Genomic DNA, 17,429 nt, shown 5'->3' with positions numbered 1-17,429 from the left:
TGAGCTATACTAGGTGATTTGTTTTGGCCCTACGGGCCATTTGTATTCCAAAAAAATCACCGCTCGTTCAACAGAAAAAACATCTCGGTTGCATGCCAGGCGTGGGGGAAGGCTAGCTTTTGTTTTACTACGTTTTTATCCAGAACGGTCATGCCGGGGTAGTGCGCTTCACTCGCCAGCTGTTCCCAACTGAGCGGGTAGTCTAGATTGCCGACAAGACCACGTTTCTCCGAGTAAAAGTGATCTTCGGCCCAGGTTAAATAGGGGTAATTGTTACTGGAGATATCGTTCACCTTTTTGCCGTCAACGTGTTCCTTCGTGTAGTCCTGCCAGAAGAGCGCCGAATAACTGTCGTATTGGGCCGGAATGACGTAAGGGTCGGGCAGACCAAGCGATTTCAAGCCATATTTTAACCATTTCGTCTGAAAGACAGCGTGTTCGGTATAATCGGTTTTGCCAACGATGTAGTTATCGTGCTGGAATTGTTTAGCTGAGTCCAGCATCATTTGAACCGCTGGATGATTTTTGTCTGATACGAGTGAGATCAGAAACAGGACTTCGCCAAGGTTATCGGCTTCGGTAACCCCGTGATTGTTCCGGTCGAATGGTTGATGGATGGCCATAATCCAATCCTGGATAAGAAATAGATTATCCGTTTCACGTAGCATCCTTCCCATCGCTGCGGCATCGCGATACCAGGCTTTCCTGTAAACCAGAAAATTCGGGACAGGGCGTCCGTTGATGACGTTAATGAGCACTTCCTGATGCAATACCCGCAATATGGGACCAAATGTTTTGCCCGTAAAGCGTGGCAGATTGACTCGATTGCGTGTACCGGGAATCAGTTTTGGCCGTTTGTTGGGCTGAAGAAGCCATACGCCGGTTTCGTCCTCGCGAATCTGTAGCGTTTGTCCATCGGCTAAAGTCAGGTGTACCAGGTACTCCGACGGCACAATGATCTCTTCAGCCACAGACCACTGCTCTTCGATATTCCCCGTCAGCGCATTCAGGAGCCGACCGTTGCGGTAGATTAACTTCAACCGATCGCCCATACCAAACAGAAAAAACTTCAGATCCGGTAACTCCCGGTGATTTGGATGCTCCTGTCGAAGCAGTGCCAGATTCTCCCGATACGTTTTCAACGCACCCGCTGGATCGGTATGCAATGTCGGGGCGGGTGACTTCTGGGCCCAGGCCGACAACGTAGTGATCAGAACAAACAGACAGGTTTTTAGCATGCTAGCATAAAGTGAACCCGGAGCGGCAGAGAATATGGAAAATATAAGAAAACTCGGTGTTCTTGCCGCTCTGTGTTTAAAAATTACAACTTCGACTTCACGGGTTGATCATTGTAAATCAGCAGTTCGCTCATTTTTACAACGTGATCGTTATCAGGATTCAATACGTTGATACGTACCGTATGTTTGCCTTTGGGGAGTTGATATTTCCAGAACAGATCATACCGCCGGTGCGTAAAGTTGACGGGTAATTTTGCCGTTTCAACTTTCTTGCCGTCAATGTATAATTCGGTGTTGAAGGTAAATAGACTTTCGTAGCCCACCGAACTGCGGTTCTTAGGTTTGGCTTCGCCTTTAACGACAAAGCCAATTCCTTCGAAATCAAAACTATACTCGTTCTCCAGATCCTTATTAATTCCCTTGGCCAGTACTGGATAATGTCCGGTGAACGCCTGTTCCAGCCGTACGGCTTTGGGCGTCTGCACCGCAATGGTCACCTGATCGCCGTTGATTTTACCGCCGTTACGTTCCACGACTCGTAAGGCGTGTTTCATGCCCATCGCATACACGTCGTTCAGCGACATGGTTGTGTATTTGAAATCAATGTCCTCGGCTTCCTTGAGACCCTGTTTCCAATAGGCAGGTATCTTGTCATAGCCGAGCATAGTACCCAGAATGCCGCCCGCCGAGGCTGGATTACAATCTGAATCCTGGCCGGCACGGGTGCTTATTTCCATCGTTTTGGTAAAGTCACCGCCACCGTAGAGTAGACCCAGCACAATATAGGCCGAATTGATTTTCGCGTCAATATTAAAGGAACGAAATACGCCCTCAGGGCAGCCTACTTCATCCGACCATTTTCGCTGGATTTCGAACCAGTTACGTTTCCAGTCAGTAGGAAATTGCTTGTGCCATTTGATGACGTCGGCAATGCACTGATAAAATGTACTCTGTGCCGGAATGGTCCTGAGGGCTTCCTGAACGATGTAGCTGACATCATTCGAGACAAACGCCAGCGAATACATCGCACCAACGTAAGCCCCGCCATACCAGCCGTCGCCGTAGTTCATAATGTGACCAATGGGATCGCCAATCTGCACGGCGGTATTCGGCATACCCGGCGCCATCAGGCCCGAAAAATCAGCTTCAATCTGGAAATCAATATCATCGGCGTGGGGGTTATTGAGCCAATGCCCCGACTCTGGTGCTTTCATGCTGTTCAAGATGTTGTAGCGCCCCGCCTGGTTTGCGTGCCAGAGCATATAGCCTGCATTCGCGTAGGCATTGGCATGTTCGGCAACGGGCGCGTCAAGGCCTTTCCGTTCAAACACATCGACGAACGTCAGGTCCATGTATACGTCGTCGTAGAGCCCTGGATTGTTGACCATTGTGTGCTTAATGTAGCCATCATACCAGGGAATGGGTTGATAATCATTGATCATCGTGCCCGTAAATCGAAATTCAGTTGGTCCGCCAAACGTACAGCCAATGACCTGCGCAGCCCAGCCTCCTTTAATTTTATCCTGAATAACGGTTTTGGATAACGTAACGGTTTTGGGTGGCTGGCTTGTTGGCACTGTCGCTGAAAGCAACGTAATGGTTAGAGCTGAGAGAAGGAGTTTTTTCATGGAAAAGGTAGGTTTAGTGTTCGGCGTAGTCTCTGTTCGGCGTAGTCTCTGACTACGTCGCTGTGTTATCCGGTCTCCGACCGGTAATTAATTGATGACAGAAACCGGTCGGAGACCGGGTAACACAACGACGTAGTCAGAGACTACGCCGAACACTTTAGGTCAGTTCACTACGTTTCGGCATCGATGCCTGAGCACCCATGCGTGTAACCGAAATCGACGCGGCCTGACAGCCAAAGGCAACAGCATCGGACAGGCTTTGTCCTTCGGCCAGAGCTACGGTTAGGGCGCCGTTGAAGCAGTCGCCCGCAGCGGTGCTATCCACAGCTTTGACGGCTGGCGACGTAATGAGCTGACCGCTCGTTCCGCTATGCAGATACGCACCCTTTGAGCCGAGCGTAATCACTACGTTCGGGACGCCCATTTCGTGGAATTTTTGTGCAGCCTGTTCAGCCGTGGTCAGATCATTTACGTGGATGCCCGTTAATAACTCCGCTTCTGTTTCGTTGGGCGTGATGAGAAACAGATTCGGGAATAAATCGACAGGAAGTTTTTGGGCCGGAGCCGGATTTAAAATAACCCGCACGTTACGAACGGCCGCTTGCCGCACTACGTGTTCTACCGTTGGCAGTGGAATTTCGAGTTGGAGTAGCACCAGTGAATCGATCGACGTTTCCTGGAAGGCGGTATCGGTCTCACTGGGTTGAAGGTAGGCATTTGAGCCAGGGGCAACCGTAATACAGTTCTCTCCCGATTCGTCAACATTGATTAATGCGACGCCCGAAGGATGCTCTTTATCCGTCAAAATGTAGGCCGTATTGATGCCTTCCTGCTGGAATCCACTTAGGGCCTGTTGCCCAAATATATCGTTGCCGACTTTGGTGACAAACGTCACCTGTCCGCCCAAGCGGGCTGCTCCAACGGCCTGGTTTGCTCCTTTTCCCCCAGGATTCATTAAAAACGTACCACCCAGAACGGTTTCGCCTGGCGCAGGCAATTTACGGGTCTTAACGACCATGTCGGTGTTGGAACTGCCAATTACCAGAATCTGGTTCATGAATGATTGGGTCTAGGATATTTTGTTCTAAAAATGCATTTTTCGTTGCTTATTTACTGATTGCACTTCGTTTATCTGGCAATTGCCTGGCATTGATATCCGGCAAAATAGTCTAAACCACTTGGCCTATGGGACAGTTAATAGGTTGACACAACGGCTATGCATCGCATGGGTGTATATTGCACGTTGTCGCTATGAATCTTCTGAGTGGTGTTTCTCGTTTGTTTATTCAACGAGTACGTTGCTTTAATCACACGATATTAGTTCGATGAGTTTATTGACGGTTGACTTAACAAATTGCGAGCGGGAACCTATTCACATTCTCGGTCACATTCAGTCATACGGCTACCTGATTGCCATCCAGCCCGACACCTATTCGATTGTTCATGCCAGCGACAACATTGTCGACTTGGTAGGGCTGTCGGCTGCTCAGTTGCTGGGACAACCTTTATCGGCCCTCTTGACAGATACCGACCTGCCTGTCAGTACGTTGGTAGAACTTGTGAACGTAGGCCAGCGAAACGATTCGTGGGAAACCATGAATCCATATCGATTGACGATCAATGGTAAGGTCTGGAATCTTATCATTCATCAACATCAGGGACTTATTATTCTCGAATGGGAACCCATTGGCGACGATCGGAATGTGCTGGTTAATCAACAATTGATTGCCCAGGCCCTGACCGAAGTACAGTCCAGCCGAACGCTAAATGAACTGCTGCAAAACACCGCCCGACGTGTAAAAACGATCATCGGTTTCGATCGGGTAATGGTGTATCGGTTCAGCCCTGACTGGCATGGGCACGTAGTGGCCGAAGAGAAAGAAGATTACCTGGAGCCTTATCTGGGGTTGCATTACCCCGCTTCCGATATTCCACGCCAGGCGCGTGAATTATACAAGATTAATCTGGTGCGGTTAATTGCCGATGCAACCAGTGAGCCATCCCGCATTTTGTCGCAGCCCGATTTGGTCGGCAATCGACCACTGGATTTAACCCATTCGGTGTTGAGGGCTGTTTCACCCGTCCATATCGAATACCTCAATAACATGGGCGTGCAGGCATCCATGAGTATTTCGCTGTTGTACCGGGGCGAATTGTGGGGCTTGATTTCATGCCATAACATGACCCCGCGTTTTGTCGATTATCCGGCGCGGCAGGCGGCCAAGTTTGTTAGTCAATTACTATCGACGGCGCTGGAGTTTCGTAAAGACAATGAAGAAGAAAAAGATCTTCTCCAGTATCGGCAGAATGGGCAGAGCCTGCATGAACAACTACTACTCAGCGACGACGTAGTACGTGCCTTAACGAAATATTCTGTGACAGCCCTCGACGTCACTGGAGCGACGGGCGCGGCACTTTTGTTTAATGATCGGCTATATACACTTGGCGAAACGCCTGATGAAGCCGCCATCCGAACGTTGATCGAGTGGATAGGTGATACCAATACCGAGACGTTTTTTGGGACGAACCAATTGCCAATTCTTTATCCGCCCGCCGAAGAATTTCGGGGCGTGGGTGCGGGCTTACTGGCCATCGTGCTGTCGCGGGAGCTGAATGAATACCTGCTCTGGTTTAAACCTGAACAGGTTCAGCAGGTTACGTGGGCTGGTAATCCCGACAAACCAGTAACGGTCGATCCTAATGGCCAGCACCGGATTAGTCCCCGCACCAGTTTTGCGGCCTGGACTGAAATTGTGCGCAATACATCGGAGCCCTGGACCGAGACCGAACTATCGGTTGTGGTCAAGTTGCGGGAAGATATTATGCAGGTACTGACCCGGCAGGCCAACCAAATCCGGTACCTGAATCAGCGGTTGCAGGTTGCATACGAAGAACTGGATGCGTTCAGCTATACCGTGTCGCATGATTTACGCACGCCCTTGTCGTCAATCCGGTGTTATTCCGAAATCCTGCTTGAAGAATACGGGCAGGATTTCAACCCTGATGCACAGCAACTCTTTCAGAAGGTAATCGACTCGACCGAACGAATGCAGGGACTCATCCGGCATATCCTGTACTACTCCCGTATGGGACGTACTGAGCTGACCCTTAAGCCGATCGACATGAATGAATTGCTGGAACGTATTCGGGAGGAGATCATGATAACGGCCAAAGATCGGGTGCTACGTATCGAAATCGGTGATGTTCCGCCTTTAACGGCTGACCCGATCATGATGCTCCAGCTATTTACGAACCTGCTTAGTAATGCGGCAAAATATACCCAGTCGAAAGCAGAAGCTATTGTTCGGGTAAAGGGGCAGCAGACCGACGATGAGCTTATCTATACTGTTGAAGATAATGGTATTGGCTTCGATATGAAGCATGCTGGCAAGATGTTTGACTTATTTAAGCGGCTGGAAAATGCCCGTTCTTACGAAGGTTCGGGTGTTGGATTAGCCATTGTTAAGCGGGTCGTTAACCGGCATAATGGTAAAATCTGGTTTCATAGTGAACCCGGCCGGGGAACAACGTTTTCTGTTTCATTTCCACTTAATCCTGTTCCCTGAATCATGGTGGACGTTCTCTATGTTGAAGACAATGCGGACGATGCATATATATTCAGCCGCCTGATACGGAAACTGAACCGTACCATTACCTATACTATTCTTAGCAATGGGTCCGAAGCGATAGACTATTTAACCGGGCAGGGACGCTACAATCAACAGACCACTACGTTGCCTAAGTTATTGCTGCTGGACCTGAACCTGAATGGATTTAGTGGCATAGACCTGGTACATCGGGCGCGGGAAATCGACAAAACGCGCTTCCTGCCGATTGTCGTCTTTAGCACATCTGATAATCCGAAAGACGTTGAGTCGGCCTACGAAGCGGGCGTGAATGCCTACGTAGTAAAGCCCGGTAGCTACGTAGCAACAGGCACGACAATAGAGCAACTGTGTGATTTCTGGCTGGAAACTAATATCCGAATCGATTATAAATAATGAGCTTACTCGAACGATTGAGAGCAGAAACCCGGCCTCAGCATGAGCGGACCGAACAGCTTTTTTATACGGAAGCTTTGCAAAATGGTACGCTGTCAGTCGATGAATACATCCATTTGCTACGTACCCATCTGACGTATCATCAGGCACTCGAAGAGGCCATTGGTCACTATCCGGATTTTTTTCGGGACTATGCGCTAGAGACTCGTCGGAAAACGCCTTGGCTTTTAGCCGATTTGGCTAATCTGAACGTAGTACCTCCGCCGTTGATGCCGGAATTATTTGCCGGCTGGTTGCCGGTTGAGTTGTTAGGGGCGGCTTACGTGGGCGAGGGTTCGATGCTGGGCGGAACGGTTATATGGAAATTATTGCAGAAAAATGAAGCCCTTCGTCCGCTGTTGGCGCATGCTCAATTCTATCAGGGGTATGGTCCGTCAACAGGCAGTTATTGGCGGGATTTCGGCGCTTTTTTGACACAGCAGGGCGCTCAGCAGCCTGACGACGTAGTGGATGCGGCCAAACAGGCTTTTGTTGCCTATCAGACCGCTTTCCAACAGACCGCCGTTAAAGCACCGGCAGGAATATCTTGAATGTAGAACCGTTTCCGGGTTGGCTGCTAACATCTATCGCGCCACCGTGGCTTTCGGCCACGCGCTGGCAGATGGCCAGGCCAATGCCAGTTCCCGTATAGGTAATCGGGTCGTGCAGACGCTGGAAAGGGGTGAAAATACGGTCCTTATAGCGTTCATCGAACCCAATGCCATTGTCGGTCACGGTAATTAACCAGAACGGCTGATCGCGCTGTTCCTGCAGGTGCAACGGTAATTCAACGGGTTGGGCTGCCTGATAACGTATCTGAACGAGCGGTGTTACGTTGGTTTGGCTAAACTTGAGCGCATTGGCGATCAAATTTTGAAACAACTGCCGAAGTCTTGACGAACTCCCTGAGATACTGGGCAATGGACCAACGTCAATGGTAGCGTTTCTCTCAGCGATAGTCACTTCCAGGTCACTAACGACATCATTAAGAACGTTCGTCAGCGAAACGGACTCAAACTGATCGCGTTGGGTTGCCAGTTTCGAATACGCCAGTAAATCTTTAATGAGCAACTGCATCCGCCGGGCCGACTTCTGAATTCGTCGAACCATATCCCGTTCGCCGTCCGAAAGGCTATCCGCAAATTGATTTTTCAGCAAGTCGCTGAATGACTGAATGCGCCGGAGTGGTTCCTGCAAGTCGTGCGACGCTATGTGCGCAAATTGCTGTAAACTTTCGTTCGATCGTTTGAGTTCGGCGTTAGCTTCATTCAATTCCTTGGCCTGTTGCTGCGCTGCCAGTTCAGCCTGCTTTCGTTCAGTAATGTTGTTGTAGGTTACTACGACGCCATCCTCTCCCTGTTTCACGGCCGACACTTCAAACCACCCCTCCAGACCAAACTCATCCTGGTAAGGTTGGGTGCTTTGCTCAGCCTGCCCCGTTTCAACAACGCGGACGTATAGATCGAAAAAACCATTTTCCCGATTCCCTGGAAAAGTCTCCAGCAAGGACCGGCCAACGATTTGATCGGGCGTCATGAAGTTACTTTTGATAACGGCTTCGTTGGCCGTGTTCATCAGGAAATCAACGATAGTCCCCCGTCCGTCGCGCAGGGCTGTCATGGCGATGATACTGTTCAGCGAGGCATCCAGCGTCGTACGTAGCTGAAGCGCCTGTTGTTCCAGCCTTCGGGTCTGTTCTTCAACGCGCTGCTGTAAGAGCGTCTCATTCCGTTTGTCGGACGTTATGTCTACAATCGTACCCATAAAGCGGTAGACCATCCCCTGCTCATCGGCAAACGTCTGTCCATTGGATCGCAGCCAGCGTAGTTTTCCATCATTGAAACCTATCGTCCGGAACTCTTCTGAAAAATGTCCGGTGCTATTGGGACGCAATACGTCCTGAATGGCCTGATCGGTACGGGCACGATCGTCGGCGTGCAGCCCCTGTAAAAAGACGCTGTAGTCAAGGGAGGCTGATGGCGAAAGGCTAAACAGTTCTCGCGTGCGATCAGACCAGGTCAATTCGCCGGTAAGCGGATAGTATTCCCAGGTTCCTAACTGAGCGGATTCGACGGCAAGCCGAAGCCGGGCTTCGGCCACCTGAGAGCGAATTTCGGCCTGCTTACGATCGGTTACATCGATCAGGATTCCAGAAAAAGTAAGGGGTCTTCCTTGCGTATCGTAGGCTACCTTACCTCGGGCCAGTACCCATTTTTCATGATTGCTACCTCCTATGCGATACTCTGTTTCATAGGCATTTCCTGAATGGATCGCTTTGTCAATCAATTGAATGACCCGTGGTCGGTCATCGGAATGGATAGTATCGGTAAAAATCTGCAACGGCAGACCATCTGTCCCCGATGTTTCATTGACATCGAACAGACGTAACAGATTCTGGTCACCATAGACTCTGTCGCTCCCAATATTCCAGAACCACGTAGCCACAAGGCCAATGCTGAGGGCTGCCTGTAACTGATCATATGAACGGCGGAGTAGGGCTTCTTCGGCAGGCAAAAGTGGGCTAGGATGCGCAGCAAACAACTGGTTCATGCATTAAATCTATCTGAAAATAGACGCGGACAGCAAGTCTATACCTTATCAAACCAACTTTGTAGGTTGCTGTTCATGTGATACGAAGTGAAATCGCCATATCCATCAAAAATACAACCCGGATTGATAAAAAAACGGTTTGTTTCTACGGTTTTGCGGCTCTTCTTTGCTCTTTTTCCATTTGCTTTTCTTTTTTGCGCTCAGCCTGCCGTTCTTTTAAGGCTTCCACTTTGTCTTCGTGAATATCTTCGGCTTCCTCAACCGAATGCGATTCTGACAGGCTATCTTCTGTTTTAGCTTTTTCGCCCAGCTTACCAAAAAATTGATGAAGCGCGTGAAGATCAGCTTCGGTCAGGTCTTCAACGTTCAACAGCCGATTGCTGGCTTTTCGGTTAACGGCAATCAGTTCATTAAGTTTGATCTGCATAGCCAGCGAGTCTTTGTTCTGGGATTTCTGAATTAGAAAAACCATGAGAAACGTAATAATGGTCGTTCCCGTGTTGATCACCAATTGCCATGTATCGGAATAGTTAAAAAGCGGCCCGGTAATGACCCAGACAACAACGGTCAGCAAGGCAATAAGAAAGGCACCCGACGAGCCGGTTTTCTGCGTGGCTTTGGATGCAAATTTCTCGAAAAACTGGGTGAATTTATTGGTATTCATGCAATTAGGATGTTTATCCTGATAAACGTTCCTCTGCCTCACTTTGTGAGATTAAAAATTTATAATGTCTACTGAAAGCGAGTCTGATTAACCTGCTCTTATTTCACCGCGTTGTTGGTTTGCGCTAAAAACTTCAACCGGTAGTCATTGGCTGCTTCTTCTTTTTGGGCTTCCTGCCGAATGACAAATGGGTTTGCCGAAGCGATGTTACGTTCGCTGTTGGCAATTACCGTTTCCAGTAAAACTTCATCGCTGGTGGCACTGGCTCGCCTGAAATCATTGTCAAGCGCACGGGTCAGGGCATCCGAAACGGTGGTTCCCAGGCTTTTTTGATCGGAGTCAATTGTGCGTATTCGGGCGCGGTTTTTAATCAGGTAATCAAACGCTTTTGTGGTCGATGATTGAAGTGATTCGGCAACAAAAACCATTGTTTCGTTGGTCAGGCGTTCCGATGCCGACAGTACGTCCAGATACGCGTCCAGCACCTCCGTGGTGGGTCGGTTGAGCGTCTGCTGAGTCTTCAGGTATTTGCGTAGAAAAGCTGTATCACGTCGACCAGCGGCATAGTCTTTGTCGCCCCTGGCAACTGTTGGACGCAGTTGGGGAGTTTCCAGCATTTTGTTCGCTTGATCGAGCATCCCATTAATGCCCGTGTAGCCCACCGCCCGATGAATCAAGGCCCCATTCGGGGCTATGTATAAGGCTGTTGGATAACTGGACACGACGTATCGTTTAGCTATACCGATACCTTCGCCCTTTTCGGCATCAAGTTGATAATTGATAAAATGGACGTTGAACTTAGCGCCTATTTTTGAATTTGGGAAGGCCTCTATGGCCATGCGTTTGCAGGGAGGGCACCAGGTTGTATAGACATCTACGTATATCGGTTTATTCTGGCGTTTTGCTTCGGCTAATACATCTTTCCAGGAGCCTGTAAAAAATGTAATGCCCGTTGGGCCGTCAGTCGGGTGAGTCCTACTATGGGCGGTGGGCGTGTATGCCACGAGTTGCCCCAGGCACAAACTCAGCCATATAATGAGCAGTTTCATGCAGAATGTTTGCTACGTTCAGACGAAAATAAACTTATCGGCGATTAGGCAAATAACCAAATTTTCGCTTGAACGCGGTAGATGGTGACAGACCTGAGTATTGGAGCAGATTCTGACCCAATACTCAAAAAACATCGGTCGTGTTCTGACTGAACACGACCGATGCGAAAGAATTAACGTAAAATCCACTTGTTCTATTGGCAGACCTGATACGTAGCCGTGGCATCTTTCCTCCAGGCCGATGATATTTTAGACATATCTGCTACACAAATAGTCTGAATGCTATTCTTTGTGGATACCATTCCCTGCAATGCCGCATTGGTTTTCAGATCCAGCGCGGTTAGTTGGTTGATACTGCAATCCAGATACGTTAAGGCCGTATTCTTGCTGACGTCCAGCGCGGTTAGTTTATTCGTACCACAGAATAAGGTGCCTAACCTGGTGTTTTTACTGACGTCCAGCGCGGTGAGCGAGTTCGATTGGCAATCAAGATCAGTTAATGCTGTATTCTGGCTGACATCCAGACTGATGATTTTATTGACCGAGCAAATCAAATTGTTTAAGGCCGTATTCTTGCTAACATCCAGCGCTATCAGCATATTAGAACTGCAATCCAAATACTTTAACGCTACATTTTTGCTGACGTCCAAACTCGTCAATTTGTTGTCATTACCTAGCAGGGCGCTTAAAGAAGTAGCCTTGCTAATGTCTATAGTGGTCAGAACGTTAGAGCGAATATCCAGATACTGTAGATTCGTAAATGTTTCAACCCCCTGCACACTAGCGATCTGTTTACTGGCAACTTCAAGCCGGGTTACTTTTTGCGCACTGGTTATCAGTAACTTTCCATCCTGTACATCATCAATTTTGGCTGCAACCAGCGCCTTCTCAAAATTCACGTCCGGAATCGTTACGTAAGGATTGACGCCACTGGTGATACTAAACGATGCCGGGGTCGATGCCTTTTGGTTGTCACTGGCAACGACAGTACCCGCCACCGTTGTACTATAGGCCACATTCTTAATGGTATAGGTGGTGTCGGTAAGGTTTTTAGCCAAGGTATCTTTATAGACGACGGCATACGTAACAGGATCACCATTAGGGTCTTTAGCCTTGGTCCAGGTCAGGACTACATCGGTGCCGCTGGCTGCCATTTTAGCTGTAACAGTAAAGGCTGAGGGAGGTAGGTTGGGTTCAGGGTCGTTGCTTTTACAGGACTCGAAAAAGAAACTTAACAACGCAGCTAAGGAGAGTACTATCATTCGGGTGTTCATAATTAGGACGCAAGTATATCGTATATGTAGAATTTGCACGAAAAATATAGCGAAAAAGTGACATTTAGCTAATTTTTTGTGAAAAATACCGCTATAATCTCCTGTCTTTTCATTGAAATACAACGCGCTGGAGTAGCTGACCGGAAGCCTGTTTGGACACAAACCGGATGAACTAATCAGCATCTGAGCTTGTCTTCTGAGATATGGCAAAAAAAGAAAAACCAAATGCTAATTCCACTGATACTAAGGACCAAGTAAGCTGGCGCGAACGCTTCGCAGCGCTGGGTAATCTACCGGCTTTTTTCAAATTAGTGTGGGACGTCTCACCGGGTTTATTCCTGGGCAATGCCGTCCTGCGCCTGATTCGGGCGGCTATTCCAGCGGCTACACTCTACATTGGTAAACTCATCATTGATCAGGTGGTTGCGCTCTCTAAACACCAGACCACTGATGATGCAAATTACATCTGGTGGCTTGTCGCGGCTGAATTTGGCCTCGCCATTCTGTCAACCGGGCTGGGTCGGGCGGTGGCGCTAATGGATGGCCTGCTCGGCGATTTATTCGCCAATAAAATATCCATTCGGTTGATGGAACACGCGGCCACGCTCGATCTGGAACAGTTTGAAGATGCTACGTTCTACGACAAACTCGAACGGGCCCGGCGTCAGTCGAGTGGCCGAACAGCCTTGCTTTCCGGGGTATTCGGCCAGGTGCAGGAGTTGATCTCGGTTGGTTTCCTGGCGGCTGGTCTGGCCGTGTATAATCCCTGGTTGTTGTTGCTGATCCTGGTCGCCGTCACGCCCTCGTTCATCGGTGACAATTACTTCAATCAGCGTAGTTATTCCCTGTCCCGCTCCTGGACGCCCGAACGACGCGAGCTTGACTACCTGCGATTCATCGGCGCGAGTGACGAAACGGCGAAAGAAGTCAAGATTTTCGGCCTGTCAGAATTCCTGATCGATCGATTCAAATCATTATCGTGGGAGTACTTTTTGAAAAACCGGGCGCTGGCCATTAGCCGCGCCGGGTGGGGCGTATTATTGACAGCTCTCGGTACGGCCGGTTATTATGGTGCCTACGTCTGGATTGTGATGCGGGCGGTTAATGGCCAGATTTCCCTGGGTGACTTGACATTTCTGGCGGGTTCATTCCGGCAGGTGCGGGGCTCACTGGAGGGAATTTTGCTCCAATTCAGCAGCCTGACACAGGAAGCTATTTATTTGCAGGACCTCTTTGATTATTTCGCCATTGAGCCATCCATTCACTCACCCGCTACATCACGGCCGTTCCCACACCCGATCTGTGAAGGCTTTGTGTTTGAGAACGTTGGTTTCAAATACACCAATTCAGAACGGTGGGCTTTGCGAAACCTTTCGTTTACCCTTCACGCCGGGGAGAAACTGGCACTGGTGGGCGAGAACGGTGCCGGAAAAACCACACTCGTCAAACTACTGGCCCGCCTGTATGATCCTGCGGAAGGGCGCATTCTGCTCGATGGGTACGACCTCCACGAATATGACCTTATGGACGTTCGGCGCAATATTGGTGTCATCTTTCAGGATTACACGCGCTTTAAGATGTCGGCGGGTGTGAACATCGCCGTCGGTGATATCGACGAACGTACCAATCAACCCCGTATTGAAGCCTCGGCGCAACGAAGTCTGGCCGACACAGTTATTGCCAAGCTGGAAGGAGGCTACGAGCAACAGCTGGGCCGCTCGTTCGGAAAGGGCGTTGAATTGTCGGGGGGGGAGTGGCAAAAGGTTGCGCTTGGCCGGGCTTACATGCGCGATGCTCAACTTATCATTCTGGACGAACCCACAGCTGCGCTCGATGCCCGCGCCGAGTATGAAGTGTTCCAGCGTTTCGGTAAATTGACAGATGGAAAATCATCGGTGATTATCTCGCACCGATTCAGTACGGTTCGCATGGCCGACCGGATTCTGGTGCTGGAAAATGGGACCCTGCTCGAAATTGGGAGTCATTACGAACTGCTGGAGAAAGACGGCCGCTACGCAGAATTATTTGGCCTGCAGGCAAGGGGGTATCAATAGGATAAACGATGTACTAACTATTATTCGAGCTTCAGATAGATGTGTGGAAAAATACGTTAGTTTTTATACAGTCTGAGACTTTTAATGATACTGGGTTAGATTCATGAGCTACTTTGCTTCATCTGACCAATACTTACTACTAAACCTCTTCTAACAATGAAAATAGTATTTACGATTGCTGTACTTGGTGGATCGGTGATGAGTGCAATGGCTCAGACGCCATCACTGCCATCACCCGATGTGCAGATAAAAACCGCCGTACTTGCCGCGCCAGCCGACAAACGGGACGGGGCTACGGTATATGGATACTCGCCCAAAAATGAGTTTGTGGTGTTGAGAAAAGGGACCAACGAACTCATTTGTCTTGCCGACGATCCGGCTCAGAAGGGATTGAGCGTATCGTGCTATCACCGCGATCTGGACCCGTTCATGGAGCGAGGCCGAATCTTGAAAAAGGATGGAAAAAAAGCCGATGAGATCCTGAAAACTCGTGAACAGGAAGTGAAAGACAAGAAATTGACAATGCCAGCTCATCCGTCTACCTTATTCTCTTACTCTGCCAAAGACGAGAATTACAACGCGGCAACGGGTGAGGTAAAAGATGGTTATCTTCGCTACGTTGTGTACATTCCATACGCTACTGCCGAAAGCACTGGCCTTCCTCTAAAACCCGAAGCTCCTGGTATGCCCTGGATTATGGACCCAGGTACCCATCGGGCCCATATCATGATCAATCCGCCGGTTTCAACGACCGCACACTAATACATGAAAACACCGGGTTAAAACCCGGCGCAGGTGATAAATCCATTGGGCCGGGTTTTAACCCGGTGTTTTCATGTATTAGATTATCAGAACAGCTTGACGATTCGCGCTAATCCTGACGAAATTAATAAGATTATTCCCACGAATGCCAGGCCATAATAAAGCCCGAATGCGTCGGCCACGAACCCAATCACAGGCGGGCCAGCCAGAAATCCGATGAAACTGAACGTAGCAAATGTAGCCAGCCCAGCCGCTGGCGGAATGCCCGGCACGCGCATGGAGGCTGCATAAAGAATAGGCGCTCCGAGCGAACAACCCGCTCCCAGCAGGGCAAAACCCAGCAGAGCAGTCGATGGATACGGGAAGGCGATAGCGAAAAACAGGCCTGCTGCCGCCAGAAGCCCGCCAAACTGAAGCCAGCGTTTCGGACCAATTTTAGGAATTATGGCATCACCAAGGAAACGGAAACCCGTCATTGTCAAAGAAAAAGCGCCAAAACCCAGGGCGGCAATCTGACTACTGGCGCCAAGCGTTTCGCGGAGGTAAACGGCACTCCAGTCGAAAGCCGCGCCCTCGCCCATGGCCACCGCTAAGCCAATAAAAATCATCAGCAACAAATCCAGGTTAGGCCGCACAAACGATGACCCGGCTTTTTCGCCCGTCTCCGTCCGGCTACTCGATGGAACGGTATTCAGAATAGGCTGAAGCAGGAATGTAATGAGTAGTACCAGGCCGGTCATGATGGCCATGTGTACCGGTGGTGCTACATGCAAGGCAATGACCGCTCCGGCAATGCCCGACCCAAGCAGGCCGCCCACGCTCCACATACCGTGACAGGACGACATAATAACGATGCCCTGTGTACGCTCAACGTTTGTGGCCGTGGTGTTCATGGCTACGTTAATAAGGGCGCTTGCGAGACCTACCAGGAAAAGTCCAAAAGCCAGTACGCCTGTGTTGGGCGCGTTTATAGGAATGCAAATCGTTACAGTCAGCCCTACAGCCGCCCAGAAACACGTTCGCGCTTCTCCGAGCTTAGCGATAATCCAGCCCGTCAACGGGTTCATGATCAATAGCCCGATTGGCATAGCAAAAAGCGTCAAACCGAGCTCAGCATCAGAGAGATGCAGTTTTTCTTTTACATGCGGGATGTGCGCAACCCAGCTTCCAAACAGGATGCTGTCCGACGCAAATACTAACCCAATGGCCAAGGCCTGCCGATTCAGAAAAAATGTCAGCAGATTTTGTACGAAGAGGTTACGATGTGGTTTGTTCAAGGATGCCGTTGTATTCATAATGCAAAAATAGCCGGTTTGAGCCGGCTATTTTTAACAATCTATTGTCCGTTACTAATGCTGCATTAACTCATTAAGCGCAATATCTATTGGTCCATAGTTAACGCTGTATTGTTTTTTAAATGACCAGCCATAGCTTTACGTAGTTTTTCAACCTTAGGTAACGATACTCCCTGAATGTAAGGTTGATTAGGGTGCTGGGCAAAGTAGTTCTGGTGATAGGTTTCTGCCGGATAGAAAACTGTGAAAGGAGTCACTTCCGTCACGACCCGATTGGCATAGTGCTTGGATTCATTGGTACGCTTGATAGCCGCCAGAATTTCAGCTTTTTCTTCGGGAGTCCGATAAAAGGCGATCGATCGGTAATCACGGCCTACATCCGGCCCCTGCCGGTTGAGCGTCGTGGGATCATGGCCCGCAAAGAAAGCATCCAATAGTTGTGCATACGTAATGACCTTAGGGTCGTAGTACACCTGTACGGATTCAGCATGGCCGGTTTCGTCGGTGCTGACTTGCTCATAAGTTGGGTTTTTGGTTGTGCCACCGGCATAGCCCGAAATCACTTCCCGAACCCCTTTAAGTTGGTTCATGCCCTCGTCCAGTGCCCAGAAACACCCCCCGGCAAACGTAGCGACAGCTTCGCCCGGCTTGAGCGCTGGAAGTTTGGCAAACGAATAGTCTTTCGACTGGCCTTGTGCGCAGCTTACCAGCAAGAGCAGGCTCAGCACATATAAATGAATTTGTTTCATGCCGTTTTGTGATCGTATTATGTTGGTTAAGACTTTGCTTAGGGCCGTGCCACGGTTCACTAGGCGTTATGAGGAACCGTGGCACGGCCCTAAGCGAAAGTCCTGGTTAGTATATAAACGAATAAA

General features: G+C 49.4%; 14 protein-coding genes. 5 read left to right on the top strand and 9 right to left on the bottom strand.

Going from position 1 to position 17,429, the window contains the following annotated elements; translation table 11 throughout:
- Positions 1-56 precede the first annotated feature (56 nt).
- The 3 genes from ACYVEA_RS06165 to rbsK all read right to left on the bottom strand — a co-directional run bounded on the left by ACYVEA_RS06165 (position 57) and on the right by rbsK (position 3,923).
- Entirely contained in the window at positions 57-1,238 is a 1,182-nt protein-coding gene (locus ACYVEA_RS06165) for a hypothetical protein (RefSeq protein WP_461112474.1), read from the bottom strand.
- 83 nt (positions 1,239-1,321) lie between these two features.
- Positions 1,322-2,866 (bottom strand): ADP-ribosylglycohydrolase family protein, encoded by a 1,545-nt coding sequence (locus tag ACYVEA_RS06160; protein WP_461112473.1) that lies wholly within the window; start codon positions 2,864-2,866, stop codon positions 1,322-1,324.
- Positions 2,867-3,023: 157 nt separating this feature from the next.
- The gene (rbsK, locus tag ACYVEA_RS06155) at positions 3,024-3,923 is read right to left on the bottom strand and encodes a ribokinase (protein WP_461112472.1); all 900 of its coding nucleotides are present in this window, start codon (positions 3,921-3,923) and stop codon (positions 3,024-3,026) included.
- Positions 3,924-4,191: 268 nt separating this feature from the next.
- Between rbsK and ACYVEA_RS06150 the strand changes: the two genes are divergently transcribed.
- The 3 genes from ACYVEA_RS06150 to ACYVEA_RS06140 are packed head-to-tail and all read left to right on the top strand — an operon-like array spanning position 4,192 to position 7,457.
- Complete coding sequence (locus ACYVEA_RS06150; protein WP_461112471.1) at positions 4,192-6,432, top strand: ATP-binding protein; 2,241 nt, start codon at positions 4,192-4,194, stop codon at positions 6,430-6,432.
- Positions 6,433-6,435: 3 nt separating this feature from the next.
- Positions 6,436-6,867 (top strand): response regulator, encoded by a 432-nt coding sequence (locus ACYVEA_RS06145; RefSeq protein WP_461112470.1) that lies wholly within the window; start codon positions 6,436-6,438, stop codon positions 6,865-6,867.
- Positions 6,867-7,457 (top strand): biliverdin-producing heme oxygenase, encoded by a 591-nt coding sequence (locus ACYVEA_RS06140; RefSeq protein WP_461112469.1) that lies wholly within the window; start codon positions 6,867-6,869, stop codon positions 7,455-7,457. Before ACYVEA_RS06145 ends, ACYVEA_RS06140 begins: the two co-directional genes overlap by 1 nt.
- Here ACYVEA_RS06140 and ACYVEA_RS06135 read toward each other — a convergent pair.
- The 4 genes from ACYVEA_RS06135 to ACYVEA_RS06120 all read right to left on the bottom strand — a co-directional run bounded on the left by ACYVEA_RS06135 (position 7,432) and on the right by ACYVEA_RS06120 (position 12,431).
- Positions 7,432-9,456 carry a sensor histidine kinase gene (locus ACYVEA_RS06135; RefSeq protein WP_461112468.1) on the bottom strand — a complete coding sequence of 675 codons (2,025 nt, stop codon included), beginning with the start codon at positions 9,454-9,456 and terminating at the stop codon, positions 7,432-7,434. The genes ACYVEA_RS06140 and ACYVEA_RS06135 overlap by 26 nt on opposite strands.
- A 145-nt stretch (positions 9,457-9,601) precedes the next feature.
- The gene (locus ACYVEA_RS06130; protein WP_461112467.1) at positions 9,602-10,120 is read right to left on the bottom strand and encodes a low affinity iron permease family protein; all 519 of its coding nucleotides are present in this window, start codon (positions 10,118-10,120) and stop codon (positions 9,602-9,604) included.
- 98 nt (positions 10,121-10,218) lie between these two features.
- Entirely contained in the window at positions 10,219-11,169 is a 951-nt protein-coding gene (locus ACYVEA_RS06125; RefSeq protein WP_461112466.1) for a thioredoxin family protein, read from the bottom strand.
- Positions 11,170-11,363: 194 nt separating this feature from the next.
- Positions 11,364-12,431 carry a leucine-rich repeat domain-containing protein gene (locus ACYVEA_RS06120; protein ID WP_461112465.1) on the bottom strand — a complete coding sequence of 356 codons (1,068 nt, stop codon included), beginning with the start codon at positions 12,429-12,431 and terminating at the stop codon, positions 11,364-11,366.
- A 215-nt stretch (positions 12,432-12,646) separates the two neighbouring features.
- Between ACYVEA_RS06120 and ACYVEA_RS06115 the strand changes: the two genes are divergently transcribed.
- Both ACYVEA_RS06115 and ACYVEA_RS06110 read left to right on the top strand, forming a co-directional pair.
- Positions 12,647-14,497, top strand: a complete 1,851-nt coding sequence (locus ACYVEA_RS06115; RefSeq protein WP_461112464.1) for an ABC transporter ATP-binding protein — start codon at positions 12,647-12,649, stop codon at positions 14,495-14,497.
- Between the two features lie 156 nt (positions 14,498-14,653).
- Positions 14,654-15,259 carry a hypothetical protein gene (locus tag ACYVEA_RS06110; protein ID WP_461112463.1) on the top strand — a complete coding sequence of 202 codons (606 nt, stop codon included), beginning with the start codon at positions 14,654-14,656 and terminating at the stop codon, positions 15,257-15,259.
- An 86-nt stretch (positions 15,260-15,345) separates the two neighbouring features.
- Here ACYVEA_RS06110 and ACYVEA_RS06105 read toward each other — a convergent pair whose 3' ends face one another.
- Both ACYVEA_RS06105 and msrA read right to left on the bottom strand, forming a co-directional pair.
- A complete protein-coding gene (locus ACYVEA_RS06105) occupies positions 15,346-16,554 on the bottom strand; it encodes an MFS transporter (RefSeq protein ID WP_461112462.1) in 1,209 nt (402 codons plus the stop codon).
- Between the two features lie 86 nt (positions 16,555-16,640).
- Positions 16,641-17,303, bottom strand: a complete 663-nt coding sequence (gene msrA / locus ACYVEA_RS06100; RefSeq protein WP_461112461.1) for a peptide-methionine (S)-S-oxide reductase MsrA — start codon at positions 17,301-17,303, stop codon at positions 16,641-16,643.
- Between the last annotated feature and the right edge of the window lie 126 nt (positions 17,304-17,429).

This window comes from Spirosoma jeollabukense, assembly GCF_054777855.1.
This window is presented reverse-complemented; position numbering and strand designations above follow the sequence as displayed.

What these genes read in the sequence shown, in the direction of transcription:
- ACYVEA_RS06165 (WP_461112474.1), bottom strand. Translation starts at nt 1,238, where the DNA reads ATGCTAAAAACCTGTCTGTTTGTTCTGATCACTACGTTGTCGGCCTGG.
- ACYVEA_RS06160 (WP_461112473.1), bottom strand. Translation starts at nt 2,866, where the DNA reads ATGAAAAAACTCCTTCTCTCAGCTCTAACCATTACGTTGCTTTCAGCG.
- rbsK (WP_461112472.1), bottom strand. Translation starts at nt 3,923, where the DNA reads ATGAACCAGATTCTGGTAATTGGCAGTTCCAACACCGACATGGTCGTT.
- ACYVEA_RS06150 (WP_461112471.1), top strand. Translation starts at nt 4,192, where the DNA reads ATGAGTTTATTGACGGTTGACTTAACAAATTGCGAGCGGGAACCTATT.
- ACYVEA_RS06145 (WP_461112470.1), top strand. Translation starts at nt 6,436, where the DNA reads ATGGTGGACGTTCTCTATGTTGAAGACAATGCGGACGATGCATATATA.
- ACYVEA_RS06140 (WP_461112469.1), top strand. Translation starts at nt 6,867, where the DNA reads ATGAGCTTACTCGAACGATTGAGAGCAGAAACCCGGCCTCAGCATGAG.
- ACYVEA_RS06135 (WP_461112468.1), bottom strand. Translation starts at nt 9,456, where the DNA reads ATGAACCAGTTGTTTGCTGCGCATCCTAGCCCACTTTTGCCTGCCGAA.
- ACYVEA_RS06130 (WP_461112467.1), bottom strand. Translation starts at nt 10,120, where the DNA reads ATGAATACCAATAAATTCACCCAGTTTTTCGAGAAATTTGCATCCAAA.
- ACYVEA_RS06125 (WP_461112466.1), bottom strand. Translation starts at nt 11,169, where the DNA reads ATGAAACTGCTCATTATATGGCTGAGTTTGTGCCTGGGGCAACTCGTG.
- ACYVEA_RS06120 (WP_461112465.1), bottom strand. Translation starts at nt 12,431, where the DNA reads ATGATAGTACTCTCCTTAGCTGCGTTGTTAAGTTTCTTTTTCGAGTCC.
- ACYVEA_RS06115 (WP_461112464.1), top strand. Translation starts at nt 12,647, where the DNA reads ATGGCAAAAAAAGAAAAACCAAATGCTAATTCCACTGATACTAAGGAC.
- ACYVEA_RS06110 (WP_461112463.1), top strand. Translation starts at nt 14,654, where the DNA reads ATGAAAATAGTATTTACGATTGCTGTACTTGGTGGATCGGTGATGAGT.
- ACYVEA_RS06105 (WP_461112462.1), bottom strand. Translation starts at nt 16,554, where the DNA reads ATGAATACAACGGCATCCTTGAACAAACCACATCGTAACCTCTTCGTA.
- msrA (WP_461112461.1), bottom strand. Translation starts at nt 17,303, where the DNA reads ATGAAACAAATTCATTTATATGTGCTGAGCCTGCTCTTGCTGGTAAGC.